This is a genomic window from Actinosynnema sp. NPDC020468, from assembly GCF_040642015.1.
Taxonomy (GTDB): domain Bacteria; phylum Actinomycetota; class Actinomycetes; order Mycobacteriales; family Pseudonocardiaceae; genus Actinosynnema.
In genome coordinates, this window is record NZ_JBFAEO010000002.1 from 1 (window position 1) to 25,193 (window position 25,193).

General features: G+C 71.2%; 24 protein-coding genes. 16 read left to right on the forward strand and 8 right to left on the reverse strand.

Translation table 11 applies throughout. The annotated features are described in order from the left end of the window. Nucleotides 1–203: 203 nt before the first annotated feature. A complete protein-coding gene (gene dnaA, locus AB0G50_RS02180) occupies nucleotides 204–1,784 on the reverse strand; it encodes a chromosomal replication initiator protein DnaA (RefSeq protein ID WP_360101282.1) in 1,581 nt (526 codons plus the stop codon). Nucleotides 1,785–2,194: 410 nt separating this feature from the next. Between dnaA and rpmH the strand changes: the two genes are divergently transcribed. Genes rpmH through AB0G50_RS02205 form a run of 5 tightly spaced genes read left to right on the forward strand, consistent with a single transcriptional unit; the run spans nucleotide 2,195 to nucleotide 4,689 of the window. Beyond that, complete coding sequence (gene rpmH / locus AB0G50_RS02185) at nucleotides 2,195–2,338, forward strand: 50S ribosomal protein L34 (protein WP_073897783.1); 144 nt, start codon at nucleotides 2,195–2,197, stop codon at nucleotides 2,336–2,338. A 13-nt stretch (nucleotides 2,339–2,351) separates the two neighbouring features. After that, nucleotides 2,352–2,756, forward strand: a complete 405-nt coding sequence (gene rnpA, locus AB0G50_RS02190; RefSeq protein ID WP_360101286.1) for a ribonuclease P protein component — start codon at nucleotides 2,352–2,354, stop codon at nucleotides 2,754–2,756. A 31-nt stretch (nucleotides 2,757–2,787) separates the two neighbouring features. Continuing rightward, entirely contained in the window at nucleotides 2,788–3,060 is a 273-nt protein-coding gene (yidD, locus tag AB0G50_RS02195) for a membrane protein insertion efficiency factor YidD (protein ID WP_360101289.1), read from the forward strand. A 3-nt stretch (nucleotides 3,061–3,063) separates the two neighbouring features. Then, on the forward strand, nucleotides 3,064–4,128 hold the full coding sequence (gene yidC, locus AB0G50_RS02200) for a membrane protein insertase YidC (protein ID WP_360101292.1): 1,065 nt from the start codon (nucleotides 3,064–3,066) through the stop codon (nucleotides 4,126–4,128). Between the two features lie 18 nt (nucleotides 4,129–4,146). Next, on the forward strand, nucleotides 4,147–4,689 hold the full coding sequence (locus AB0G50_RS02205; protein ID WP_360101295.1) for a R3H domain-containing nucleic acid-binding protein: 543 nt from the start codon (nucleotides 4,147–4,149) through the stop codon (nucleotides 4,687–4,689). 91 nt (nucleotides 4,690–4,780) lie between these two features. Here the strand turns inward: AB0G50_RS02205 and AB0G50_RS02210 are convergent, their stop codons facing one another. Continuing rightward, nucleotides 4,781–5,233: a hypothetical protein gene (locus AB0G50_RS02210; protein ID WP_360101298.1), complete on the reverse strand. Its 453-nt coding sequence runs from the start codon at nucleotides 5,231–5,233 to the stop codon at nucleotides 4,781–4,783. Nucleotides 5,234–5,305: 72 nt separating this feature from the next. Between AB0G50_RS02210 and AB0G50_RS02215 the strand changes: the two genes are divergently transcribed. The 4 genes from AB0G50_RS02215 (at nucleotide 5,306) to AB0G50_RS02230 (ending at nucleotide 8,558) form a co-directional block, all read left to right on the forward strand. Continuing rightward, a complete protein-coding gene (locus AB0G50_RS02215; protein ID WP_360101301.1) occupies nucleotides 5,306–5,758 on the forward strand; it encodes an NUDIX hydrolase in 453 nt (150 codons plus the stop codon). 144 nt (nucleotides 5,759–5,902) lie between these two features. Continuing rightward, nucleotides 5,903–6,580 (forward strand): 16S rRNA (guanine(527)-N(7))-methyltransferase RsmG, encoded by a 678-nt coding sequence (gene rsmG, locus AB0G50_RS02220; protein WP_360101304.1) that lies wholly within the window; start codon nucleotides 5,903–5,905, stop codon nucleotides 6,578–6,580. Nucleotides 6,581–6,666: 86 nt separating this feature from the next. Further along, entirely contained in the window at nucleotides 6,667–7,584 is a 918-nt protein-coding gene (locus AB0G50_RS02225; protein ID WP_360101821.1) for a ParA family protein, read from the forward strand. Next, nucleotides 7,581–8,558 carry a ParB/RepB/Spo0J family partition protein gene (locus AB0G50_RS02230; protein ID WP_360101307.1) on the forward strand — a complete coding sequence of 326 codons (978 nt, stop codon included), beginning with the start codon at nucleotides 7,581–7,583 and terminating at the stop codon, nucleotides 8,556–8,558. Before AB0G50_RS02225 ends, AB0G50_RS02230 begins: the two co-directional genes overlap by 4 nt. 83 nt (nucleotides 8,559–8,641) lie before the next feature. Here the strand turns inward: AB0G50_RS02230 and AB0G50_RS02235 are convergent, their stop codons facing one another. Together AB0G50_RS02235 and AB0G50_RS02240 are read right to left on the reverse strand one after the other, a co-directional pair. Then, nucleotides 8,642–9,586, reverse strand: a complete 945-nt coding sequence (locus AB0G50_RS02235) for a D-alanine--D-alanine ligase (RefSeq protein ID WP_360101309.1) — start codon at nucleotides 9,584–9,586, stop codon at nucleotides 8,642–8,644. Between the two features lie 14 nt (nucleotides 9,587–9,600). Beyond that, nucleotides 9,601–10,920, reverse strand: a complete 1,320-nt coding sequence (locus AB0G50_RS02240) for a PLP-dependent aminotransferase family protein (RefSeq protein WP_360101311.1) — start codon at nucleotides 10,918–10,920, stop codon at nucleotides 9,601–9,603. A 151-nt stretch (nucleotides 10,921–11,071) separates the two neighbouring features. On the opposite strand from AB0G50_RS02240, the gene AB0G50_RS02245 reads away from it, so the two are divergent. Beyond that, nucleotides 11,072–11,716, forward strand: coding sequence for a GNAT family N-acetyltransferase (locus AB0G50_RS02245; protein ID WP_360101313.1), 645 nt, complete (start codon nucleotides 11,072–11,074; stop codon nucleotides 11,714–11,716). A gap of 71 nt (nucleotides 11,717–11,787) precedes the next feature. Further along, a complete protein-coding gene (locus AB0G50_RS02250) occupies nucleotides 11,788–12,543 on the forward strand; it encodes a metalloregulator ArsR/SmtB family transcription factor (protein ID WP_360101315.1) in 756 nt (251 codons plus the stop codon). A gap of 16 nt (nucleotides 12,544–12,559) precedes the next feature. Here AB0G50_RS02250 and AB0G50_RS02255 read toward each other — a convergent pair whose 3' ends face one another. Further along, nucleotides 12,560–12,958, reverse strand: coding sequence for an SdpI family protein (locus tag AB0G50_RS02255; RefSeq protein WP_360101317.1), 399 nt, complete (start codon nucleotides 12,956–12,958; stop codon nucleotides 12,560–12,562). Nucleotides 12,959–13,076: 118 nt separating this feature from the next. Between AB0G50_RS02255 and AB0G50_RS02260 the strand changes: the two genes are divergently transcribed. Then, on the forward strand, nucleotides 13,077–14,162 hold the full coding sequence (locus AB0G50_RS02260; RefSeq protein ID WP_360101319.1) for an esterase-like activity of phytase family protein: 1,086 nt from the start codon (nucleotides 13,077–13,079) through the stop codon (nucleotides 14,160–14,162). A gap of 155 nt (nucleotides 14,163–14,317) precedes the next feature. Then, entirely contained in the window at nucleotides 14,318–17,089 is a 2,772-nt protein-coding gene (gene leuS / locus AB0G50_RS02265; RefSeq protein ID WP_360101321.1) for a leucine--tRNA ligase, read from the forward strand. A gap of 41 nt (nucleotides 17,090–17,130) precedes the next feature. Here leuS and AB0G50_RS02270 read toward each other — a convergent pair whose 3' ends face one another. Then, nucleotides 17,131–17,712, reverse strand: coding sequence for a YqgE/AlgH family protein (locus AB0G50_RS02270; protein ID WP_360101323.1), 582 nt, complete (start codon nucleotides 17,710–17,712; stop codon nucleotides 17,131–17,133). 263 nt (nucleotides 17,713–17,975) lie between these two features. Here AB0G50_RS02270 and AB0G50_RS02275 point away from each other — a divergent pair, with 263 nt between their 5' ends. Beyond that, on the forward strand, nucleotides 17,976–19,283 hold the full coding sequence (locus AB0G50_RS02275; protein WP_360101325.1) for an MFS transporter: 1,308 nt from the start codon (nucleotides 17,976–17,978) through the stop codon (nucleotides 19,281–19,283). Here AB0G50_RS02275 and AB0G50_RS02280 read toward each other — a convergent pair. Then, nucleotides 19,248–19,526, reverse strand: coding sequence for a LuxR C-terminal-related transcriptional regulator (locus AB0G50_RS02280; RefSeq protein WP_360101327.1), 279 nt, complete (start codon nucleotides 19,524–19,526; stop codon nucleotides 19,248–19,250). The two genes, AB0G50_RS02275 and AB0G50_RS02280, sit on opposite strands and share 36 nt — an antisense overlap. A 105-nt stretch (nucleotides 19,527–19,631) precedes the next feature. Beyond that, the gene (locus AB0G50_RS02285; RefSeq protein WP_360101823.1) at nucleotides 19,632–21,068 is read right to left on the reverse strand and encodes a CCA tRNA nucleotidyltransferase; all 1,437 of its coding nucleotides are present in this window, start codon (nucleotides 21,066–21,068) and stop codon (nucleotides 19,632–19,634) included. Nucleotides 21,069–22,415: 1,347 nt separating this feature from the next. Here AB0G50_RS02285 and AB0G50_RS02290 point away from each other — a divergent pair. Both AB0G50_RS02290 and AB0G50_RS02295 read left to right on the forward strand, forming a co-directional pair. Then, nucleotides 22,416–22,931, forward strand: coding sequence for an NUDIX hydrolase (locus tag AB0G50_RS02290; RefSeq protein WP_360101329.1), 516 nt, complete (start codon nucleotides 22,416–22,418; stop codon nucleotides 22,929–22,931). Continuing rightward, entirely contained in the window at nucleotides 22,928–25,186 is a 2,259-nt protein-coding gene (locus AB0G50_RS02295; protein ID WP_360101331.1) for a DUF6049 family protein, read from the forward strand. Before AB0G50_RS02290 ends, AB0G50_RS02295 begins: the two co-directional genes overlap by 4 nt. The last annotated feature ends 7 nt before the right edge of the window (nucleotides 25,187–25,193 follow it).

The following is a 25,193-nucleotide window of genomic DNA, read 5'->3' on the forward strand; positions in this document are numbered from 1 at the left end:
CCCCGGGGGCGCCCCCTCCCCCCCCCCCCCGGGGCCGCTCGGGGTGGGCGCCCCCACCACCGCCCGCCCCCCGCGCCCCCGGCTCCCCCGGGGTGCACCCGGGTGCGACGACGACACCCGCACCCGGGTGCGGAGGCGTCCCGCAACGCCGAAGGGCGCCACCCCCGGTGCGGGAGTGGCGCCCTTCGGACGCGGATCGGAGGTCAGGGCATGTGGCGCGCGCGCTGCTTGATGCGCGACGTCAACTCCTGCACCTGGTCGTAGATGCGCCGGCGCTCGGCCATCTCCTTGCGGATCTTCTTGTCCGCGTGCATGACGGTCGTGTGGTCGCGGCCGCCGAACGTCTGCCCGATCTTCGGCAGCGACAGGTCGGTCAGCTCGCGGCAGAGGTACATGCTGATCTGCCGCGCCTGCGCGAGCACCTTCGTCTTGCCCGGACCGCACAGGTCCTCGATCGTCACGCCGAAGAACTCGGCGGTGACCGCCATGATCGTCGGCGCGGTGATCTCCGGCGCGTGCGAGTCGGGCATGAGGTCCCGGAGCACTATCTCGGCCAGTTGCACGTCGACCGGCTGCCGGTTGAGCGAGGCGAACGCGGTCACCCGGATGAGGGCGCCCTCCAGCTCGCGGATGTTGCGCTCGATCCGGGCCGCGATGAACTCCAGCACCTCGGCGGGCGCGGCCAACCGGTCCTGGGCCGCCTTCTTGCGCAGGATCGCGATCCGGGTTTCCAGCTCGGGCGGCTGGATGTCGGTGATCAGGCCCCACTCGAACCGGGTGCGCAGGCGGTCCTCCAGCGTTTCCAGCCGCTTCGGCGGCCGGTCGGAGGACACCACGATCTGCTTGTTCGAGTTGTGCAGCGTGTTGAAGGTGTGGAAGAACTCCTCCTGGGTGCCTTCCTTGCCCTCCAGGAACTGGATGTCGTCCACCAGCAGCACGTCGATGTCGCGGTAGCGGCGCTGGAACGCCACCTTGCGGTCGTCGCGCAGCGAGTTGATGAAGTCGTTCGTGAACTCCTCGGTCGAGACGTACCGGACCCGCATCCCGGGGAACAGCCGTTGGGCGTAGTGCCCGACGGCGTGCAGCAGGTGCGTCTTGCCCAGTCCGCTCTCGCCCCAGATGAACAGCGGGTTGTACGCGCGGGCCGGCGCCTCGGCGACCGCGACCGCCGCCGCGTGCGCGAAGCGGTTCGACGCGCCGATCACGAACGTGTCGAAGTTGTACTTCTCGTTGAGCCTGGTCTGCGACGACGCCGGGTTCGCCGGACGGGTGAACGGCGTGCCGCTCGGCGAGGCGGTGGCCGTCGCGCCGCCGCTGTAGGTCGGCCAGATCTCGGTGACGGTGGCCAGTGCCTCGGCCTGCTCGTCCACCTCTTCGGCCTCGGCGGCGACCTCGGTCTCCTCGACCTGCGTCGGCGCCGTCGGCACGACGAGCGGCAGTTCGCCGTTCGGCGCCGGCGGCAGCGGTGGCAGGGACGGGAGCACCTGGACGGGGATGGGCGTGGTCGGCGGGCTGCTCGGCTCCGGCGAGTCGACCTTCACCGCCAGGGACACGGCACGGCCGAGCCGACGGGACAGCGCGGCGGTGATCGGGTCGCGCAGCGCGCGCTCGATCGCCTCCTTCGCGAAGTCGCTCGGCGCGGCCAGCAGCGCGGTGCCGTCGAGCAGGCCGATGGGCCTGGTCACCCGCATCCACGCGCGTTGCTGGGGAGAAAGTGTGCTGGCGGCGAGTTCCTGCACGACCTGCTCCCAGACGAGACCCAAGTCGGCCTGGTGGTCGGACACCTCCGCGCTCCCCTCCCCTCGGTTCCCCCGCGGCGCTGTGCCACGACGTGGACACGGAGAATAGAGGTATCCACAGAGTTATCCACAACTGTGCACGAACGGGGGTCGGCGTGTGGCGGATCCCCCCGCTTGCTTCCGGACCGTGAACAGTCCTCCCGGCGGCTCCGGGCCCACCGGAGACCACCCGCGAAGGGAGCACGCTAACAAGGTGGGGGCCGGCTCACAAGGCGCACCGCCGCGCAAGCGTTTTCGGGGCACGGAGGGTGGCCGGCACCACCCCGATTTGAGGTACCGGGGTCGGCCTGCGTACCCTCGGGGGGTCTCCTGCTTTCCAGGGGCGCCTTTCGCGTGCGCCTGACTGCCTGTCGCCGGGGACGACCACCGACCTGTGATGCACCGGGAGTCCGACCGTGAGCAAGGGTAAGCGCACCTTCCAGCCCAACAACCGCCGCCGTGCGAAGACGCACGGTTTCCGGCTGCGCATGCGCACCCGTGCCGGTCGCGCCATCCTGGCCGCGCGGCGTGGCAAGGGCCGCAAGCAGCTGTCCGCCTGATCGCCGCAGCGCCGTGCTACCCGCGGCCAACCGGCTGACCCGCAGCCAGGACTTCGGCCTGGTGGTCCGCCGAGGCCGCCGGGCCGGACGGCCTCGGCTCGTCGTGCACGTGTTGACGTCGATCCCGCCCGACGGGGCCGGGCCGCAAGGCCTCCCGTCGGCGGGACCGCGTACCTCGTCGCAGCCCACCTCGGGGGGAACCTCCCCCAAGGTGGGCTTCGTCGTGAGCAAGACCGTCGGCAACTCCGTCGTCCGCCACCGGGTGAGTCGCCGGTTGCGACACCTGGTCCGGGACCGGCTGGCGGACCTGCCGTCTGGAACTTCGCTGGTCGTGCGCGCGTTGGCCCCTTCGGCGGACGCGGACAGCGCCGAGTTGGGGCGCGACCTCGACGCGGCGCTCCGCAAGGTCCTGCGATGACCGCGACGCCGCGACGACGGGGGTGCCCGCGATGACGACCGCACAGGTCGGTCCGGTGACGCGCGTGCTGCTGCTGCCGATCCGCTTCTACCGGCGGTTCGTGTCGCCCGCGCTGCCGCCGACCTGCCGTTTCCACCCGTCCTGTAGCGCCTACGCGGTCGAAGCGCTGACCGTCCACGGTCCGTTGCGCGGCAGCTGGCTGACGATTCGCCGGCTCGGCCGCTGCGGACCCTGGCACCCTGGTGGCCTGGACCCGGTACCGCCGAGGCGGACCACGGTCCCCGACCTTCCTGCCGAGGAGTAGCTAGTGCTCAACTTCATCTACTACCCGGTGTCCTTCATCCTGTGGTGTTGGCACTGGGTGTTCGGCCACGTCTTCGGCGAGTCGAGCGGGTTCGCGTGGGCCTTGTCGGTGGTGTTCCTGGTCTTCACGCTCAGGGCGCTGCTGTTCAAGCCGTTCGTCGGCCAGGTGCGCTCCATGCGGAAGATGCAGGAGTTCGCGCCGGAGCTTCAGAAGATCAAGAAGAAGTACGCGAACGACAAGCAGCGCCAGGCGCAGGAGATGCAGAAGCTCCAGTCCGAGCACGGGGTCAACCCGCTCGGCGGCTGCCTGCCCATGCTGGTCCAGATCCCGGTGTTCATCGGTCTGTTCCACGTGCTGCGCTCGTTCAGGCCCGGCTGGGGCGAGGTCTACTTCTTCGACAAGGCGGGCGTCGACTCGTTCGTCAACGCGAAGCTGTTCGGCGCGAACCTGTCGACGTTCATCACCATGCCGGCCGAGGACCTGGCGAAGTTCGGCACCGAGCGCACGTCCGTGATGCTGGTGTCGATCCCGCTGATGATCATCGCCTCCATCGCGACGCACTTCACCGCGCGGCACTCGGTCGCCCGCCAGGCGCAGGCCGCGACCGACAACCCGCAGACCGCGATCATGAACAAGCTGACGCTGTACGTCTTCCCGCTGGGCGTGCTCGTGGGTGGCCTCTTCTTCCCCGTCGCGATCCTGCTCTACTGGCTGAGCAACAACGGCTGGACGCTCGGTCAGCAGCGCCTCGTGTACTCGCGCATCGACCGCGAGGAGGAGGCGAAGAAGGTCGCCGCCACCACCCAGCGCCAGGCCCTCGCGCCGAAGCCGGGAGCCAAGCCCACCGCGGCGAAGCCCGGTGCGCCCAAGCCGGGCGCCAAGCCGGCCGCCGGTGCGAAGCCCGCCGCCAAGCCCGCCGGCACCGCTTCCGCCACCGCCAAGCCGGCCGTGCAGGACAGCGCCCCCGAGGACGAGCCCGCCGCCAACGGCAAGCCGTCCACCGAGATTCCCGGTCTGAGCCCGGACCGTTCCGTGAGCAAGAAGCAGGGCAACAAGAAGCGTCGTTGACCCTGGAGAGGAGACATCGTGTCGGAGACGTTGCAGGCGACCGACTCGGACGCCCCGGCGGAGGAGGAAGTCCCGCAGGCGCGCTCGGGGAGTTCGGAGGACCTGCTCGTCCAGGAGGGCGACATCGCGGGTGACTACCTGGAGCGGCTGCTCGACCTGCTCGACTACGACGGCGACATCGACCTGGACGTCGAGGCCGGTCGGGCGATCGTCAGCATCGACGGTGGTGACGACCTGGAGAAGCTGGTCGGCCAACGCGGCACCGTCCTGGAGTCGTTGCAGGAGCTGACCCGGCTGGCCGTGCAGCAGGAGACCGGCGTGCGCAGCCGGCTCATGCTGGACATCGCCGGGTGGCGCGCCGGTCGACGGGCGGAACTCGCCGACCTCGGTCGCACCACGGCCGAGAAGGTGGCGGCCTCGGGTGAGAAGGTGCGCCTGCACCCGATGACCCCGTTCGAGCGCAAGGTCGTGCACGACGCCGTCGCCGCGGTGGCGGGTGTGCACAGCGAGAGCGAGGGCGAGGAGCCGCAGCGCCGAGTCGTGGTGCTGCCGAAGCCCTGATCGTCCGCAGGTCCGAACGCCCCTGGTTCCCGACGAGGAACCGGGGGCGTTCTGCGTGCCGGGGTCTCCCGGCCGGATCGAGGTCCCGTGGTCACCGCCCGACTCGGCGGGCGCGGTGGAACCGGTCGACCCACTCCCGCTGCGCGTCGTTCTCCGGCACGTCCCTCCCCCGCGCGGCGGCGATCTCCCTCCACGCGTCGACGGGCTGGACGCCGAGGTGGACGAGCACGGCGGCGGCGAGGAGCGACGAGCGGCCGACGCCGCCCCAGCAGTGGATGAGGACGTGGCCGTCCTCGACCTCGCGCGCCACGTCGTCCAGTGCGGGCTCCTCCCCCGGCACGCCGTAGTCCGGGATCGGCACCGACCGGAAGCGCATGCCGGCCGAGCGCGCGGTGTCCCCCTCGGCGCGCAGGTCGAGCTCGGCGTTCTCCTGGTCGGTCAGCGCGGACACCACGAGCGTGACGCCGTGTCGGGCGTACGCGCGGACGTGGGTCAGGTCGAGCGGGTGGGAGTCGATGCTCAACCCCGGGCGGACTCGGTACAACAGATCTCCTTGTTGTTTCACGTGGAACACGATCGCTTCCCTTCGCCGTGTTTCACGTGAAACGGTCGCGGTATGACTCAGATCCGGAAGCTGCGGGTGGCGGCGTACGCGGTGGTGGTGGACGAGGGGCGGATCCTGCTGTCGCGGTGGCTGGGACCGGACAGGCCGATGTGGATCCTGCCCGGTGGCGGACTGGAGCACGGCGAGGACCCGTACGACGCGGTGGTCCGGGAGGTGTTCGAGGAGACCGGCTACCACGCGGCGGTGGACGCGCTGCTCGGCATCCAGACCGTGCACGGTCCCCTCGACCGGGACGGCGAGGAGTGGGACTACCACCGGATCCGCGTCCTGTACGAGGCGCACGTGGTGGGCGGCGAGTTGACGTTCGAGGTCGACGGGTCGACCGACCAGGCCGCGTGGTTCGCCCTGGACGAGATCCCCGAAGAGCACGTCGAGTCGGTGGACTACGCGCTCGAACTCTGGCGCAAACGCCCGGCCGATGGACGTGCGCCAAGTTTCACGTGAAACACGCTCTCGGATTTGGCATCACGGGCCGGTGATCCGTCATAGTGATCCCAGCCTGTTTCGCGGCACGTCCGCGGCAGCCCACCTCCATCCCACCGGTCTCCGCGCCGTGTGGTTTCACGTGAAACGCCCCCGGACGGAGCCATGACCGGAGATGTCGAAGACCGCGTGAAGCAGGTCTTCGGTGACCACGCCGACAAGGCGGTCGCCTTCGCCACGATGTTGTCCGAACAGGGAGTCGAGCGCGGGCTCATCGGACCACGTGAGGTCGACCGCCTCTGGGACCGTCACCTCCTCAACTCCGCCGTGGTCGCCGAGCTGTTCGACGAGGGCAGTCGGGTGGTCGACGTCGGCTCGGGCGGCGGACTGCCGGGCGTCCCCCTGGCGATCGTCCGACCCGACCTCGACCTGACGTTCCTGGAGCCGATGGAGCGTCGGGTGAAGTGGCTGACCGAGTGCGTCGACGCGCTCGGCCTGGCGAACGTGACGGTGCTGCGCGGCCGTGCCGAGGAAGGACCGGTGCGCAAGCAGCTCGACGGGAGCGACGCGGTGACCGCACGCGCGGTCGCTCCCCTGGAGAAGCTGGCGCGGTGGTGCCTGCCGTTGTTGCGGCCGGGTGGTCGCCTGGTGGCGCTCAAAGGTGAGAGCGCCGCGGAGGAACTGGAGCGCGACGCCGACGCGGTGCGCAGGGCCGGGGGCTCCCGGATGAGCGTGACCACGGTCGGCGGCGACGTTCTCGAACTACCGACGACCGTCGTGCTGGTGGAGCGCGACGAGCCGACGGGCCGTGCCGCGGCCCGCCGCAGAAGGAAGGAACGGTGATCGTGAGCCCCGACCCCTTGCAGCCGGTGTTCCAAGCGGCCGGTGTTTCACGTGAAACCGAGTACGGCGCAGTGGGCGCGGGTGAAGTGCTCCGCCCGACCAACACCGTGGACCCCGCAGGAGAAAACACCGTGTGGACCCCGATCGCGGAAGAAGCAGCGCGTGCTACCCGCGTGCTGCACCCCGACTCCTCCTCCCTCCCCCGCCCCGCCCGCCGTCGCGTCTTCACCGTCGCGAACCAGAAGGGTGGCGTGGGCAAGACGACCAGCACGGTGAACATCGCCGCCGCACTCGCGATCCACGGGCTCAAGGTGCTCGTGATCGACCTCGACCCGCAGGGCAACGCGAGCACCGCGCTCGCCGTCGAACACCGCTCCGGCACCCCCTCCGTCTACGAGGTGCTGATCGGCGAGATGTCCGTGGCCGAGGCCGCCCAGGTGAGCCCGACGTCCCCCAACCTCTACTGCGTGCCCGCCACGATCGACCTGGCCGGCGCGGAGATCGAACTCGTCTCGATGGTCGCGCGCGAGTCCCGGCTCAAGGAGGCGCTCAGCCCCGAGGCGCTGGACACCATCCAGCCGGACTACGTGTTCATCGACTGCCCGCCCTCGCTCGGCCTGCTGACCGTCAACGCGATGTGCGCCGCCCAGGAGGTGCTGATCCCGATCCAGTGCGAGTACTACGCGCTGGAGGGGTTGGGCCAGCTGCTGCGCAACATCGAACTCGTGCAGGCGCACCTGAACCCGCACCTGAACGTCTCCACGATCCTGCTCACCATGTACGACGGCCGCACGAAGCTGGCCGACCAGGTGACCAGCGAGGTGCGCGGCCACTTCGGTGACACGGTGCTGAAGACGGTCATCCCGCGGAGCGTGAAGGTCTCCGAGGCACCAGGATTCGGTCAGACGGTGCTCACCTACGATCCCGGCTCACGGGGCTCGATGAGCTACCTCGACGCGGCACGGGAAATCGCCGAGTTCGGCGCGGAGATGGGGTCGGCATGACGGAACAGCGCAGGGGCGGTCTGGGCCGAGGACTGGCGGCTCTGATCCCGAGTGGTCCGCCGCCGGGTGCTCCCACACCGATCCGGGCCGTTCCGAACGGTGTCAAGACCCTGCCTGCGCAGGCCGCCCCGATCGAGGGCGGTGAAGTGGCCGGCGCCGTGTACCAGGAGCTGCCGGTCACCGCGATCCGCACGAACCCGAAGCAGCCGCGGCAGGTGTTCGACGAGGACGCGCTGCGCGAGCTGGAGCACTCGATCCGCGAGTTCGGTCTCATGCAACCGATCGTCGTGCGGGCGACCGGGACCGACACCTACGAACTGGTCATGGGTGAGCGCCGCTGGCGCGCCACCCAGTTGGCCGGCTTGAAGACCATCCCCGCGATCGTCCGGCACACGGCGGACGACGTGATGCTGCGTGACGCGCTGCTGGAGAACATCCACCGCGTGCAGCTGAACCCGCTCGAAGAGGCGGCGGCGTACCAGCAGCTGCTCCAGGAGTTCGGCGTGACGCACGAGGAGTTGGCCGACCGGATCGGCCGCAGCCGGCCGGTCGTGACCAACACGATCCGACTCCTCAAGCTCCCCCTCCCCGTGCAGCGGCGGGTGGCGGCGGGCGTGCTGTCCGCCGGTCACGCCCGCGCGCTGCTCGGGTTGGAGGACGCGGGGACGCAGGAGGAGCTGGCGACCCGGATCGTCGCGGAGGGCATGTCGGTCCGCGCGACCGAGGAGGCCGTGACGCTGGCGAAGGGCGCCGAGCCCGCGAAGGCGAAGGCGGTCCGGCGCAAGCCGATGCTCGCGCCGGGTCTCCAGGAGTTGGCCGAGCGGTTGTCGGACAGCTTCGACACCCGCGTGAAGGTCGAACTCGGGCAGCGGAAGGGCCGGATCGTGGTCGAATTCGGGTCCGTGGACGATCTTGAAAGGATCATCCACCTCATGTCGCCGGAACAGACAAATCGGACTCGTTCGGCCGACTAGGGATCACACCGGGGTCTTATGTCACGGTGACAAATACGGCCCGTGTTCCGAGGAACACGGGCCGTAAGTGTTTCTAGCGTCGTCTAGCGGTTGACCGCGCGTTCCACGAGACCGGCGTAGATGTCGCCCAACGACCCGCCGGAGGCCTCGACCGCCATCGGCAGCAGCGACGTCTCGGTCAACCCCGGCGACACGTTCACCTCCAGGAAGTGGACCGTGCCGTCGGCCGCCACGATCGCGTCCGTCCGCGACACGTCCCGCAGCCCGAGCAGCCGGTGCGCCGCGACGGCCAGCTCCCCCACCGCCGCGGACGCCTTCTCGTCCAACCGCGCCGGCGCGTGGAAGTCGGTGAGCCCGGCGGTGTACCGCGACGTGTAGTCGTAGATCCCGTCCTCCGGCACGATCTCCACCGCCGGCAGCGCGTACGGCCCGTCCGGACCGTCGACCACCGCGACCGCGACCTCTACGCCCTCGATGAACCGCTCGGCCAGCACCGTGTTCCCGTACGCCAGGCACCCGACCATCGCGGCCGGCAGGTCCGTCGCGTTGCGCACGACCTGGGCGCCCAGCGCCGAGCCGCCCTGGTCCGGCTTCAGCATCAGCGGCAGCCCGAGCCGGCTCACGATCTGGTCGAGCACCGGCGTCGCGCCCAGCTCCCGGAACGTGTCGCGCGGCAGCACGGCCCACTCCGGCGTGGCGAGACCGGCCCTGGCCAGTTCGGCCTTCGCGGTCGGCTTGTCCCACGCCCGTCGGCACGCGCGCGAGTCCGTGCCGACGAACGGCACCCCGGCGAGCTCCAGGATCGTCTGCACCGACCCGTTCTCGCCCTCGCCGCCGTGCAGCGCGACGACCACGGCGTCCGGCCGGTGCTCGCGCAAGCGCGTCAGCAACCGCCCGTCCGCGTCCCACTCCTCGACCACGAGACCTGCCGAGCGGAGCGCGGCCGACAACCTGCGACCGGACCGCAGGGACACCTCCCGCTCGTGCGACAGGCCACCGGACAGCACTGCGACCCAGCGGTTGGACAACTCACTACTCCTGATCAGGCGGTGTCGGGCGAGGGGTTCTGCGGACCCGGGATCGCGCGGCCCGGCGTGGCCGGTCCGAACGTCTCGTGCAGCTCCATCTCGTCCTTGATGACGTTGGCGAGCCGGCGGACACCCTCGCGGATCCGCTCGGGCGTCGGGTAGCAGTACGAGATCCGCAGCTGGCGGCTGCCGAGCCCGTCCGCGTAGAACCCGGTGCCCGACGCGTACGCGACCCGCTGGGTGATGGCGCGCGGCAGCATGGCCTTGGTGTCGATGCCCTCGGGCACGGTCAGCCAGACGTAGAACCCGCCGTTGGGCTTGTTCCACGTGGAACCAAGCGGCATGTGCTGCTCGAGGGCGGAGATCGCGGCGTCCCGGCGTTCCCGGTAGGCCTCGCGGTAGATCTTGATCTGACCCTTCCAGTCGTGCGTCGACAGGTAGCGCGACACGATCAGCTGGTTCAGGGTCGGCGGGCACAGCGTGGCGGACTCGGCCGCCAGCACCAGCTTCTCCCGCACGGCGTGCGGCGCGAGCACCCAGCCCACCCGCAGGCCCGCGGCGAACGTCTTGGAGAACGAGCCCAGGTACACCACGTTGTCCGGGTCGGTCGAGCGCAGCGCCGGGTAGGTGACGCCGTCGAAGCCCAGCAGCCCGTACGGGTTGTCCTCGACCACGAGGATGTTGTGCCGGCGGCAGATCTCCAGCACCTCGGCCCGCCGCGACACGGCCAGCGTGATGCCGGCCGGGTTGTGGAAGTTCGGGATGGTGTAGAGGAACTTGACCCGCTGCCCGGTCTTCTCGACGGCCGCGATGGCCGCCCGCAGCGCCTCCGGGACCAGGCCGTCGGCGTCCATCCCGACGTGCACGACCTGCGCCTGGTAGGCCGAGAACGAGCCGAGCGCGCCGACGTAGGACGGACCCTCGGCGAGCACCACGTCACCGGGGTCGCAGAAGATCCGGGTGACCATGTCCAGGCCCATCTGCGACCCGACGGTCATCACGACGTCGTCCGGGTGCGCGTGGATGCCCTCCAGGGCCATCACGTCGCACACCTGCTCGCGCAGCTCGGGGATGCCCTGGGCGCTGCCGTACTGGAGCGCGACCAGGCCGTCCTTGGCCACGATGTCGCCCACCTCGGCGCTGAGCGCGTCGAGCGGAAGTGCCGCGAGGTGCGGCATCCCCCCCGCCAGGGACACCACCTCGGGCCGGCTCGCCACCGCGAAGAGCGCCCGGATCTCCGATGCCGTCATCCCTGCCGTGCGCGCGGCGTACCGGCGCAGGTGGGGGTCGAGGCTTCTGGCGCCCGGCTTGGGCGGCTGTCCGGGTAGGTTCACGGGGAACTCCGTTAGCAGTGGTTACCGGCGGGTTTGTTCCCGGCTGAGTGTAACCGCCGTCCCGTTCGGGGCATCTGCCTTCCGGGCAGGGGTCACATCCGCATATCCTCGTAGGGGTTGCACTGTGCAAGCGGGGGTCTGGGAGGTCCGAGTGTCGCGACGCGTTGTGGGCGTCACTCTGGACAACCTCGAGAACCTGTCCAAGCACAGCCGCACGTGCGTCTTCTGGGAGCTCGCGCCGCACCTCAAGGAGCAGGCCGAGGAGTTCGGGGACACCGAGTTCGAGAAGGAGGCCTGGGTCTCCAGCGTGCTGCTGGAGTGGGGCTCCTGCGGTCGGATCGTGTACTGCGACGGCATCCCGGCCGGCTCGGTCTTCTACGCGCCGCCCGCCGCCGTCCCGCGTTCCCTGGCGTTCCCCACCTCACCCGTGTCGGCGGACGCCGTGCTGATCACCTCGCTCGAGGTGCTGCCGGAGTTCCGCGGCACCGGCCTGGCCCGCGTGCTGGTCCAGGCGGTGGCGAAGGACCTGACCCGTCGCGGCGTGAAGGCGGTCGAGGCGTTCGGCGACAACCAGCCGGACCCGGACAAGCCGTCGTGCGTGATCCCGGCCGACTTCCTCCTCCAGGTGGGCTTCAAGACCCTCCGCCCCCACCCGCGCTGGCCGCGGTTGCGCCTGGAGCTGCGCAGCGCGTCCTCGTGGAAGGAAGACGTCGAGGCCGCCCTCGAGCGCCTGCTCGACTCGGTGACGGTGTCGACCGCCAAACCGATCGCCGAACCCCAGTTCCGCCCGGTCTGATCCCCGCTCTGACCTGCGGGTTTCTTGGCGTGCGTTGACATGCAGGCATTTACCTGCCTAATGTTCGCGGTGTGGACAAGGTCTTCAAGGCGCTGGCCGACGACACCCGTCGCTACCTGCTCGACCGACTCCACGAGCGCAACGGCCAGACGTTGTCGGAGCTGTGCGCGAGCCTGGGCATGACCAGGCAGTCCGCCACCCAACACCTGGGCGTGCTCGAAGCGGCGAACCTGGTCACCTCGGTCCGCCGCGGTCGGGAGAAGCTGCACTACCTGAACCCCGTGCCGCTGCACGAGGTGCAGGACCGGTGGATCTCCCGCTTCGAACGCCCGCGTCTGGATGCCCTGAACGCGATCAAACGCCGAGCGGAGACCGTCGTGAAACCCGATTTCGTGTACGTGACCTACATCGAGAGCACCGCCGAGCGGGTGTGGGAGGCGCTGACCGACGCCGACCTCACCGCCACCTACTGGGGCCACCGCAACGAGTCGACCTGGGAGCCCGGCGCGCCGTGGGCCCACCGCCGCCTGGACTCCGACGCGGTCGACGTGGTGGGCACCGTCGTGGAAAGCACTCCCCCGACCCGCCTGGTGACGACGTGGGCCGAACCGGCCACCCCGGACGTCACCTCGACCGTGACGTTCCACGTGGAACAACACGGCCCGATCGTGCGCCTGACCGTGACCCACGAGAACCTGGCGTCCGAGTCCGACCTCGCCGCCGTCTCGGGCGGCTGGCCCGCCGTGCTGTCGAACCTGAAGTCGCTGCTGGAAACCGGCAGCGTGCTGCCGACCGAGCCTTGGCACATGCCGGCCCGGTCGGTCTAGCCGCCGAGGCGGAAGGTCAGGCGCGCTGCAACACGCCGCACGCGCCGGCGCACGCGCAACCGCCGCAGCCGGCGGGTTCCGCGGCGGGCAGGGCTTCGGCCGCCCGGTGGGCCACGACGCTGCCCGCCGCGGCGATGACCAGGGTGCCCACGAGGCCCACCAGGCCGACCACGAGGGCGGTCGACGGGTTCACCGCGACCACGACGCCCGAGGCGAGGGCCACGAGGCCGGCGACCAGGATCGGCACGCCCGAGATCCGGTTCGCCACCGCGAACGTCTCCTCGTCACGCAGCGTGGCCGCCGTGCGGACCCCGAAGAAGCGGTTCGGGCGCAGCCTGCCGCGCACGCCGAGGAAGCCGGTCGCGACGAAAGCGACCCCGACCAGGCCCAACACCACGAGCAGCACGATGTTCACGCTGCCGAGCGTAGATCCGACCACCACGGCGGGTCGAACCGGGTTCACCCGAAGAGGAGGGTTCCTGACCTGCGCGATCACCGGAAGAGTGATCATCATGAGACTCAGGTCATGTGCGGTGGTCGTCGCAGCCGCTGCGGCACTGCTCGTCGCACCACCCGCGCAGGCGGCGCCGCAGGTCCGCTACCTCGGCTTCACCACCGTCCCGCACAAGCTCCGCTTCCAGGACACCACCGTCGGCGGCCTCTCCGGCATCGACCGCGACCCGCGCACCGGCGAGTACGTGCTGATCAGCGACGACCGCGGCTACACCGAGGCGCCCCGCCTCTACACCGCGACGCTCGACGTCACGGCGCAGGGCCCGAAGAACGTGCAGGTCACGAGCGTGCACCAGCTCAAGCGGCCGAACGGGCAGGTGTACCCCTCGCCCGCCGCCGACCCGGCGAACGCGATCGACCCCGAGGAGATCCGGGTCGACCCGCTCACCGGGAAGTACTGGTGGACCCAGGAGGGCGACCGCACGGCGACCGCGCTCGTGCAGCCGTCGGTCCAGAGCTCGACCCGCACCGGCGGGTACGACCGGAACTTCCCGCTGCCGAAGAACTACGCGATCGAGGCCGACCGCGGTCCGCGCCGCAACCAGGCGCTGGAGTCGCTGGCGTTCTCCGCGGGCGGCGCGCTCGTCACCACCGTGGTCGAGGGCCCGCTGCTCCAGGACGGCGACCAGCCGACCACCGCGCACGGCGCGCGCAACCGGCTCACCGTGCAGGACCGGTTCGGGCACGTGCTCACCCAGCACGTCTACGAGCTGGAGAAGCTGTTCGCCACGCCCGAACCCGGCCCGTACGGCCCGGACACCGGCGTGCCCGCGCTGCTCGCCGACCAGTACGTGCCCGGCCGCTACTACGCCCTCGAACGCACCTGGATCCCCGGCCCGGACTACAAGGTGCGGCTGTTCCAGGTCGACACGCTCGGCGCGACCAACCTCGGCACGAACCCGACCGACGCCATCCCGGCGAACGCCCGGCCGGTGCGCAAGACGCTGCTCGCCGACCTGGCCGACTTCCCGCTGCCGACCGACAACGTCGAGGGCCTCACCTGGGGCCCGCGGCTGCCGACCGGCGAGCGCACGCTGGTGCTGGTCAGCGACGACAACTTCTCCCCCGACTGGTCCACCCAGTTCATCGCGCTCGCACTCCGCTGATACCGTTGACGACATGAGCACGGCCCGCCTGCTCCTTAGCTAGCCGCGCCGACCCCCGCGAGGAGGTCAGGCGCGGCAACCCCTCACGCCCGTTCCCGGGCTGAGGGGTTTCGTCGTGTTAGGGCAGGCTGTCGATCCGAGAGGGACATCCCGAGATGAGCACCGAGGCGGCCGAGACGCCGGCGTTCCGCTACACCGCGGAACTGGCCGGGGAGATCGAGAAGCGGTGGCAGGCGCACTGGGAGGAGCACGGCACCTTCCACGCCCCCAACCCGGTCGGCCCGCTCCGGGGTGAGGTCCCGGCCGACAAGCTGTTCGTCCAGGACATGTTCCCGTACCCCTCCGGCGCGGGTCTGCACGTCGGCCACCCGCTGGGGTTCATCGGCACCGACGTGTTCGCCCGGTACCACCGGATGGCCGGCCGCAACGTGCTGCACACCATGGGCTTCGACGCGTTCGGCCTGCCCGCCGAGCAGTACGCCGTGCAGACCGGGCAGCACCCGCGCAAGACCACCGAGGACAACATCCAGACCTACCTGCGGCAGATCCGCCGCCTGGGCCTGGGCCACGACGAGCGCCGGCGCATCTCCACCATCGACCCGGCGTACTACCGGTGGACGCAGTGGATCTTCTTGCAGATCTACAACTCCTGGTACGACGAGACCGCCGGTCGCGCCCGGCCGATCGCCGAGCTGGAGGCGCAGTACGCGTCCGGTGAGCGCGTCGCGGACCGCCCGTGGGCCGAGCTGACCGGCGCCGAGCGGGAGAAGGTGCTGGGCGGGCACCGGCTGGCCTACCTGTCCGAGGCGCCGGTGAACTGGTGCCCCGGCCTGGGAACCGTGCTGGCCAACGAGGAGGTCACCTCCGACGGGCGCAGCGAGCGCGGCAACTTCCCGGTGTTCCGGCGCAGCCTGCGCCAGTGGATGATGCGGATCACCGCGTACTCGGACCGCCTGGTGGACGACCTGGAGCGGCTGGACTGGCCGGAGAAGGTCAAGGCCATGCAGCGCAACTGGATCGGCCGCTCGCACGGCGCCCGGGTCCGGTTCGCGGTCGGCGACCACCGGGTCGAGGTGTTCACCACCCGCCCGGACACCCTGTTCGGCGCGACCTACGTGGTGCTGGCGCCCGAACACCCGCTGGTGGACGAGATCGCCGCGCCCGGGCAGGTCGCCGCGATCGAGGCGTACCGGCGCGAGGTCGCCCGCAAGAGCGAGCTGGACCGCCAGGAGAACAAGGAGAAGACCGGCGTCTTCACCGGCGCGGTCGCGGTCAACCCGGTCGACGGGCGCGAGCTGCCCGTCTACGTCGCCGACTACGTGCTGATGGGCTACGGCACCGGCGCGATCATGGCGGTGCCCGGCCAGGACCAGCGCGACTGGGACTTCGCGAAGGCGTTCGACCTGCCGATCATCCGGACCGTGCGACCGCCCGCGGACTTCGAGGGCGAGGCCTACACCGGGTCCGGCGCGGCGATCAACAGCGGGTTCCTGGACGGGCTGGACGTCGCCGACGGCAAGAAGGCGATCATCGCGTGGCTGGAGGAGCACGGCCACGGCGAGGGCACCGTCCAGTTCAAGCTGCGCGACTGGCTGTTCTCGCGGCAGCGCTACTGGGGCGAGCCGTTCCCCATCGTGTACGACGAAGACGGCACGCCCGTCGCGGTGCCCGAGTCGATGCTGCCGATCGAACTGCCCGACGTGGACGACTACTCGCCGCGCACGTTCGAGGCCGACGACGCGAACTCCGAGCCGTCGCCGCCGCTGTCCCGGGCGGGCGACTGGGTGACCGTCGAGCTGGACCTGGGCGACGGGCCGCGCACGTACCGCCGGGAGACCAACACGATGCCCAACTGGGCCGGTTCGTGCTGGTACCAGCTGCGGTACGTGGACCCGACCGAGTCGACCCGGTTCGTCAACGAGGAGAACGAGCGCTACTGGCTGGGCCCGCGCCCGGCCGAGCACGGCGCGACCGACCCCGGCGGCGTCGACCTGTACATCGGCGGCGTCGAGCACGCGGTGCTGCACCTGCTGTACGCGCGGTTCTGGCAGAAGGTGCTGTTCGACCTGGGCCACGTGTCCGGCGACGAGCCGTACCGGCGGCTGTTCAACCAGGGCTACATCGAGGCGTACGCCTACGTCGACGCCCGCGGGGTCTACGTGCCGGCCGAGGAGGTCGAGGAGCGCGACGGGAAGTACTTCTTCCGCTCGGAGGAGGTGCGCCGCGAGTACGGCAAGATGGGCAAGAGCCTGAAGAACGTCGTGACGCCGGACGAGATGTGCGAGCGGTACGGCGCCGACACCTTCCGGTTCTACGAGATGTCCATGGGGCCGATGGACGTGTCCCGGCCGTGGGCGACCAAGGACGTCGTCGGCGCGCAGCGGTTCCTCCAGCGGCTGTGGCGCAACCTGGTGGACGAGACGACCGGCGGGCTGCGGGTCACCGCCGACGAGCCGTCCGAGGACGCGCTGCGCCTGCTGCACCGGACGATCGCGGGCGTGCACGACGACTACGCGAACCTGCGGTACAACACGGCCGGCGCGAAGCTGATCGAGCTGAACAACTTCGTGACCAAGCACTACGCGTCCGGCGCGCCCCGTGCGCTGCTGGAGCCGCTGGTGCTGATGCTGGCCCCGCTGGCCCCGCACGTGGCCGAGGAGCTGTGGTCCAGGCTGGGGCACGCGACGTCCCTGGCGCACGGCCCGTTCCCGGCGGCGGACGAGAAGTACCTGGTGGAGGACACCGTCGAGTACCCCGTGCAGGTGAACGGGAAGGTGAAGGCCCGCGTGGTCGTCGCCGCGTCCGCAGGCCAGGACGAGGTCAAGGCCGCCGTGCTGGCCGACGACAAGGTGGCCGCGGCGACCGGCGGCGCGACCCCGCGCAAGGTCATCGTGGTGCCCGGCCGACTGGTCAACATCGTGCTGTGACGCCCGGTCCCCACCCGGCGTTCACCGGGTGGGGACCGCCGCTAGTTGCGGCGCACGTCGGAGGGGTAGGTCGCGAGCAGCGCCGTCGGTATGCCCTGGCGGCGCAGCACCCGACCCCACAGGTCGACGTCCGGCGGGGTCAGCACGTCGTCCGGCAGGCCGGGCACGACGATCCAGCCGCCGCGGTCGATCTCGCCCGCCAACTGGCCGTCGCCCCAGCCCGCGTAGCCGGCGAACACCCGCATGCCGCGCACCTTCGGCGCCAGCGCGTCCGGGTCCGAGTCCAGGTCGATCAGCGCCACCGGGCCGTGCACGCCGACCACCCCGTCGATCGACCGGTGGTCCTGGCCGGTTTTCAGGGTCGCCAGGCACAGCGCGGTCTTCTGCTCCACCGGGCCGCCGATGTACACCGACTGCGGGTTCGACACGTGCGGACCCCAGTTCGGCAGCACGTCGTGCACCGCGACCTCGCTCGGCCGGTTCAGCACCACGCCCAACGTCCCCTGGTCCCGGTGGTCGATGATGTAGACCACCGTGCGCCGGAAGTTCGAGTCGGTCAGGCTCGTGGCCGCCACCAGCAGTGTCCCCGGCTCGACGTCGGCATCAGCTCGCACGGAGTCCATGATCCCAGACGCCGTGCGCACACCCGGGGTGGAACATCCGACGGGGTCCGTTCGTTGAGGGAGGAGTCGGGTGTCTTCGAGTCCCCCGGACCCAGAGAAAACCGCCTCCGCGGAATACCGTCCGGCTGGAGCCGCGCAGTGCGAACCGCCGAGAGGCGACCGGGCACCCGATGCCCTGGAGGCCGGATCCCCTCGTGGATCCGGCCTCCGCGGTTCTCGCCGCGTTTCCTGGCCGGTCGACCGGGAGGCATAGGCTTCACCCCGTGACGACCGCCGGGACGACCGCGTCCCAGCACCACCTCGGCGTCCGGAAACTCCTCGCGATCCCGGACTTCCGCCGACTGCTGCTGTCCCGCCTCGCGGCCCAGTGGGGTGACGGCCTGTTCCAGGCCGGCCTCGCGGGCGCGGTCCTGTTCAACCCGGAGAGACACGCCGACCCGCTGGCCATCGCCGCCGGGTTCGCCGTGCTGCTGCTCCCCTACTCGGTCGTCGGCCCGTTCGCGGGCGCGCTGCTCGACCGGTGGGACCGGCGGCGGGTGCTCGTCGTGGCCAACCTGGTGCGCGCGGTGTTCGTGCTGCTCACGGCGTTGGCGGTGGGTGCGGGGCTGGACGGCGTGCCGCTGTACGCGTCCGCGCTGATGGTCACCGGGGTCAGCCGGTTCGTCGGCTCGGGGTCGTCGGCCGCGCTGCCGCACGTGGTCGAGGGCGACCACCTGGTCGAGGCCAACGCGTTCGTGACGACGCTCGGCGCGTTGACGGCGGTCGTCGGCGCGGCTTGCGCGGTCGGGTTGCGCGGACTGCTCGGCGCGGGCGACGGCGGCTCGTCGTGGACCACGTCGGTCGCGGTGGTCGGGTCGGTGCTCGCGGCTTTCCTGGCGTCCCGGTTCGGGCGCGGCGTGCTGGGGCCGGACGAGGTGGACGAACCCAGTCGCACGATCACCGCCGTGGCGCGCGGGCTGCTCGACGGCGGGCGGGCCGCGTGGCACACGCCGAGCGTGACGGCCGCGCTGCTGGCACTGCTCGCCCACCGGATCGGGTTCGGGGCGTCGCTGCTGCTCACGTTGCTGCTGATGCGCAACACGCTGACCGACTTCGGGCCGTTCAAGGCCGGGCTGGCCGGGTTGGGCGAGGTCGCGGTGGCGGGCGGGCTGGGCATCCTGGTCGCCGGCCTGGTCACCGACCGGCTCGTGGACCGGTTCGGGCGGCGCGGCGTCGTGGTCGGCGCGCTGGTGCTCGCGGCGGTCACCCAGGTCGGGCTCGGGCTGCCGATGCTGCTGCCGACGATCCTCGTGGCGTCGTTCCTGCTCACCTACGCCGGGCAGACGATCAAGCTGTGCGTGGACGCCTCGGTGCAGGGCGACGTCGGCGACGAGGTGCGCGGCCGCGTGTTCGCCTTGTACGACACGCTGTTCAACGCCTCGCAGGTCGCCGCCGTGTCCGTCGCGGCGGCACTGGTCCCCCTGGACGGCCGGTCTCCCGGCCTCGTGCTCGCCGCGACGGCCGTGTACCTGGTCGGCGCCGGCGGGTTCCTGCTGCTAGCGCGGCGCGGTCAGGTCACGGGGCACGGGTAGCCGGATCACCCCCGTCTCGTGGGCGAAGACCACGGCCGCCATCCGGTCCCGCAGGCTCAGCACCCGCAGGATGTCGGTGACCACCCCTCCGACCTGGGACTGGCTGAGCGCCAGCACCCGCGCGATCTCGTGGTCGGCCAACCCCCTGGCCAGGCACCGCAGGACCACACGCTGCTGGTCGGACAACGCCGCCAGGTCACCTGCTCGGGTTCCCCCCTCGGTGGACAATCCCCAAGCGTTCACGCGCACCACCCCCTGTGCGTTCGACGCGCACAGTCATGGTGTCGCAACTCGCTGTCACTTGGCCAACGAGTCGTCACAATTCGGCCGGCTGGGTGTCGTATTCGGTTACATCGGGGGGTGTATTCCCTCTCGCTGCGCCCAGGCGAGCAGTTCGGCCACGGCTGCGTCGTGGTCGAGCGGGCCGCGGTCGAGTCGGAGTTCTTTGAGGAACTTCCACGCCCTACCGACGCTCGGGCCGGGCTCCAGGTTCAGCAGCCGCATGATCTCGTTGCCGTCGAGGTCGGGCCGGACCCGCTTGAGGTCCTCCTCCTCGGCCAGCCGCTCGATGCGTCGTTCGAGGTCGTCGTAGGTGCGCTGGAGCGCGTTGGCCTTGCGCTTGTTGCGGGTGGTCGAGTCGGCGCGGACCAGCTTGTGCAGCCGGGTCAGCAGGTGCTCGGCGTCGGTGACGTACCGGCGCACCGCCGAGTCGGTCCACTCGCCCGAGCCGTAGCCGTGGAAGCGCAGGTGGAGGTAGACGAGCTGGGCGACGTCCTCGGTGATGTCCTTGGCGTACTTGAGCGCGCGCAAACGCTTGCGCACCAGTTTCGCGCCGACGACCTCGTGGTGGTGGAAGCTCACGCCGCCGCCGTCCTCGAACCGGCGGGTGCCCGGCTTGCCGATGTCGTGCAGCAGGGCGGCCAGCCGGAGGGTGAGGTCCGGGCCGTCGGTCTCCAGGTCGATCGCCTGGTCGAGGACGGTCAGCGAGTGGCTGTAGACGTCCTTGTGCTGGTGGTGCTCGTCGATCTCGAGCTTCATCGCGGGCAGCTCGGGGAGCACGTGGTCGGCCAGGCCCGTGGCCACGACCAGCTCGACGCCCTCGCGCGGGTTCGCGCCGAGGAGGAGCTTGGACAGCTCGGCCTGGACGCGTTCGGCGGTGATGCGCTCGATGCGGCCGGCCATGTCGGTCATGGCCCGACGGACCCGGTCGGCCGGGTGGAAGCCCAGCTGCGAGACGAAGCGGGCGGCGCGGAGCATGCGCAGCGGGTCGTCGTCGAAGCTCTGCTCGGGGGTGGCCGGGGTGTCGAGGACCCGGGCGTCGAGCGCCGCCCGACCGCCGGTGGGGTCCACGAGGGTGTTGCCGGCGATGTCGAAGGCCATCGCGTTGACGGTGAAGTCGCGGCGGACCAGGTCGCCCTCGATGGTGTCGCCGAACGTCACCTCGGGGTTGCGGGTGACGCCGTCGTAGGTGTCGGCGCGGAACGTGGTGATCTCGACGGTGTGCCCGTACTTGGCGGCGCCGACCGTGCCGAACGCGATCCCGGTGTCCCAGATGGCCTCGGCCCAGCCCTTGAGCAGCCCCAGGATGGCCTCGGGCCGGGCGTCGGTCGTGAAGTCCAGGTCGCCGACCGCCCGCCCGAGCAACGCGTCCCGCACGCTCCCGCCGACCAGGTACAGCCGGAACCCGGCTGCGGCGAACCGCTTGGCCAGTTCCTGGGTGACGGGAAAATCGTTCAACAATCCAACAAGCGCACCGTCCTGCGCACCGTCTTGCGCGGCGGACACGTTCGACCCGGACACGAGGAGCCACCCTACTGGGAACCGCCCGGCTCCCGAACTACCCGAAGAGAATCGTTCAACAATCCCACATTCCTCGGCGCGCGGTGCTGGGCACCCCGTCGCTCGGAGATGGTCGAGCGGTTGGCAGGGCGGTTGGGCGGCGTGGTGGTCGGGCGGTGGTCGGAGGGCGGCCGGTCGGACGGGCGTGCGGGCGTGCGGGCGTGCGGTCGGACGGGCGTGCGGTCGGGCGGTTGGTGGGGAGCTGTGGTGGCGGGCGCCAGCCGCGCGGTTGGTCGGCGTGACCTCGGGCGGTTGGGCGGATGGTTGGCCGGTAGGCGTGGGGGTCGGGCGATCGGTCAGGTAGTCGGTCGGCGCGGCGTCCGGGCGGCGGTCGGTAGGTGGGGCGGTCAGACGGGCGGTCGGTCAGGTGGTGGACGGTCGGGCCGTTGGTGGGGCGGCCGGTCAGGCGGGCAGGCGGGCGGGCGGTCGGTGGGGAGGTGTGATGGCGGGCGGCGACCAGGGGCGGTTGGCCGGTCGGTCGGCGTAACCCTCGGGCGGATGGGCGGATCGTTGGCCGGTAGGCGTGGCGGGCGGTTGGTCGGTTGGCCGGTCGGTCAGGCGGCTGGTCGGTGCGGCGGCCGGGCGGCGGTTGGTGGCGGTTGGTGGCCGGGCGGCGTGGTGGCCGGGCGGCGGTCGGGAGGGCGGGCGGTAGGCGCGGCGGTCGGTGGCGAGCGGTCGGGATCTTGAGCGATTGGTGCTGTTCCCAGGTGAACCGCTGCCTGCCGGAGTCGCGCGACCCTCCCGCCGATCGCCTGACGCCTGCCGTTGCTCGCCTCCCACCGCTCGCCTCCCGGCACCTGTCACCCGCCTCCCGACACCTGTCGCGACCCTCCCGCCGTTCGACTGACGCCTGCCGCCGATCGCCTCCCGTTGCTCGCCTTGCGCCTCCGGGCACCTGCTCCCCCCGCCTCCTGCCTCCTGCCTCCTGCCTCCCAACACCTGTCGCCTGTCGCTGCGGCCGGTCGCGGGCATTCGTTTGTCCGTTTGTTCCCGAACCCGTTGTTCCCGCGCCCGCCCGGCGCGGTCCGGGGTCGGGGCGGGCCTTCAATTTGGCGGGTGTGGCGGGGTGTGTTCGGGGCGTGGGTCTGGTTCGGGGTGGGTGGCATTGTGGGGGTGGGAATTGTTCTTAGGTTGGATTGTTCAACGATCCTACTTGGGTATTTGTTGAACGATTCCCACTGCCTTCGGCGGTGCCGGGGTGCCGCTGTTCGGGGTAGCCGGCAGCGTGCGGGTGCGGGTAGGGGGAGCGGGTTGTCGCGTCGGGGCGGCCCGGTGCGTGACTACCATCAGGGCATGTCCCAGTCGGCCGGGCGGTCCGGTGCTCCCAGGTCGCGGCGGCGTGGCCGGCGGCGGGGGCGGCGGTTGCGGACTGTGGACGAGACGTCCGCCGGGGGGCTTGTGGTCGACGTCTCACGATCTTGTGCGGCGGTGATCGGGCGGCTCGACCGGCGCGGGCGGTTGTTGTGGTCGTTGCCCAAAGGGCACATCGAGGCTGGTGAGACCGCCGAGCAGACCGCGGTTCGCGAAGTGGCCGAGGAAACCGGTATTCATAGCAGGGTGTTGCGCCCACTCGGCTCGATCGACTACTGGTTCGTCGCCGAGGATCGGCGCGTGCACAAGACCGTCCACCACTTCCTCCTCGAGGCGTTGGGTGGTGAGCTTTCCGACGAAGACGTGGAGGTCACCGAGGTGGCTTGGGTGCCCCTTGGGGAACTGGACGAACGCCTGGCCTACGCCGACGAGCGCAGACTGGTGCGACGTGCCGCCGATCTGCTCGGCGGCCTTGACCTGGGAGCGGAGTCGGCGTGAAACGGCTGCTGTCCGCGGTTGCGGCGGCTGGGTTCCTCCTCGCCGCGGCGCCGGTCGCCTCCGCGGCGCCCAACGACGGCGGCCGCGTGCCGGTCAAGCCCGCCCCCGCGACGCAGGTCTGGTCGACGCGCGTCCAGTCCCAGCAGTCCGAGACCTGGGTCCGCCTGGACGTCGAGCAGCTGTCGCCGCGCGTCGTCACGGCCGCCGGACCCGACTCGGTCACCGTCTCCGGCAAGGTCGTCAACGTCAGCGACCGCAAGGTCTTCGACATCGAACTGCGCCTGGAACGCGGTCAGCCCCTCGACAGCGAGGACGCCGTCCGCAAGGCGCTGCGCGAACCCACCGACGCCGAGGTCGTGCAGCCGGAGTTCACCTCGATCGCCAAGGAACTCCAGCCGAACGAGACGAAGCAGTTCTCCCTCACCGTCCCGCTCAAGGGCGACGCGCCCACGTCGTTGGACATCACCAAACCCGGCGTCTACCCGATCCTGGCCAACATCAACGGCCAGCCCGACTTCGGCGGCCGCGCCCGGCTGGCCGCGCTCAGCACGCTGCTCCCGGTCGTCGCGGTACCCGGCGGCGAGAGCGTCGGCGTGCCCGCGGCACCCGCCAAGGTGACCCTGATCTGGCCGCTGGCCGACCGGCCGAGGTTGATCAGCGAGTCGCCCGCGGTGCTCTCCGACGACGAGCTGGCCGGCTCGCTCAGCCTCGGCGGACGCCTGTACACGCTGCTCAAGGCCTACGAGTCGGCCCTGGACAGCCCGCTCGCGGCCGGCGTCTGCCTGGCCGTCGACCCCGACCTGATCCGCACCGTCGACGCGATGAGCAAGGGCTACCAGGTCGCGGGCCACGAGGGCCGCGGCCGGTCCGAGGCCAAGCTGTGGCTCGACCAGCTGCGCCTGCGCACCGGCGGCCGCTGCGTGATCGCGCTGCCGGACGCCGACGCGGACCTGGTCGCGCTGTCCCGGGCCAAGCTCGGCGGCCTGACCGGGCTCGCGCTCGAGGGCGCCGACGTGATCCGCGAGGTGCTCCAGGTCCAGCCGCTGGCGAACGCCACGTGGCCCGAGGACGGCCTGGTCGACCAGCAGACGCTCGCCGACCTGTCCACCCGCGGCGTGACGTCGCTGGTCGTGGACCAGTCCACGGTCGCCGGCACGCCGGGCACCGCCCCGGTCCGGCTCGGCGACCAGGGCGGCGGGGACGCCGGCACGCCCACCACCGCGGTCCGGGTGGACGGCATGGTGTCGGACGCGCTGCGCGACACCCCCGTCGCGCGGCCGGTCGCCGGGTTGGCCACGGCGCAGCAGAGCCAGCCGGTGTCGGTGCAGAACGCGCTCGCCGCGCTCACTTACCGCGCCGGGTTCCAGAGCACCGGGCAGAACGTCGTGATCGCGCCGCCACGCCGCTGGAACGCGCCGGCCGGGGAGATCGTCACCTTCCTGGACACGGCGAAGTTCCTGGTCGGCGGCGGGTACGCGACCGCGACCGGCCTGGAGTCGCTGTTCGCCGCGGCGGTACCCGACCAGGCCGCGACGATCAGCTACCCGGCCGACGGCGGCAGCCGCGAGATCCCGTCGACCATCACCGGGCAGGTCGCCGACTCGTTCCACCAGCTCGAGCAGATGGCCGGCGCGATGAGCCAGCAGGACGCGGCGTCCGCGCAGCCGGCCGACCTGGTCGACCCGCTGCGGCTGGACCTGCTCCGGGTGGTGTCGGGGGCGTGGCGCGGCGACGAGTCGGGCGCGGTGTCGGCGTTGGCGCTGGGCACGAGCCAGATCGACGGGTTGCAGAGCCAGGTCACGGTCAACGAGCCGAACAGCCCGATCCTGCTGGGCTCCGGCGACAGCCCGATCCCGGTCACCATCAAGAACCGGCTGGACGTGCGGGTCACCGTGCGGATCGTCGTGGAGGACACGCCGGGCATCCTCGCCAAGCAGTTGCCCGACCAGGTGCTGCCCGCACGCGGCGACCGACTGGTGACGGTGCCGGTGGAGGTGCTGCGGTCCGGGCGGTTCAGCGTGCACATGCGGCTGACCACCCCGTCCGGCGTCGAACTCGGCGACCGCGCCCGGCTGGAGGTCTCGTCGTCCGCGTACGGGACGATCACCCTTGTCATCACCTGCCTCGCGGGCGCGACCCTCGTGCTGCTGTCGGCACGGCGGATCTACCGCCGGGTCCGCGCGTCCAGGGCCGTCCGCGCGCAGGTGCCCAACGACGCCAGCGGTGTCACGCCGGAGAAGTCGAGCGCGAGTTGAGCGAGGC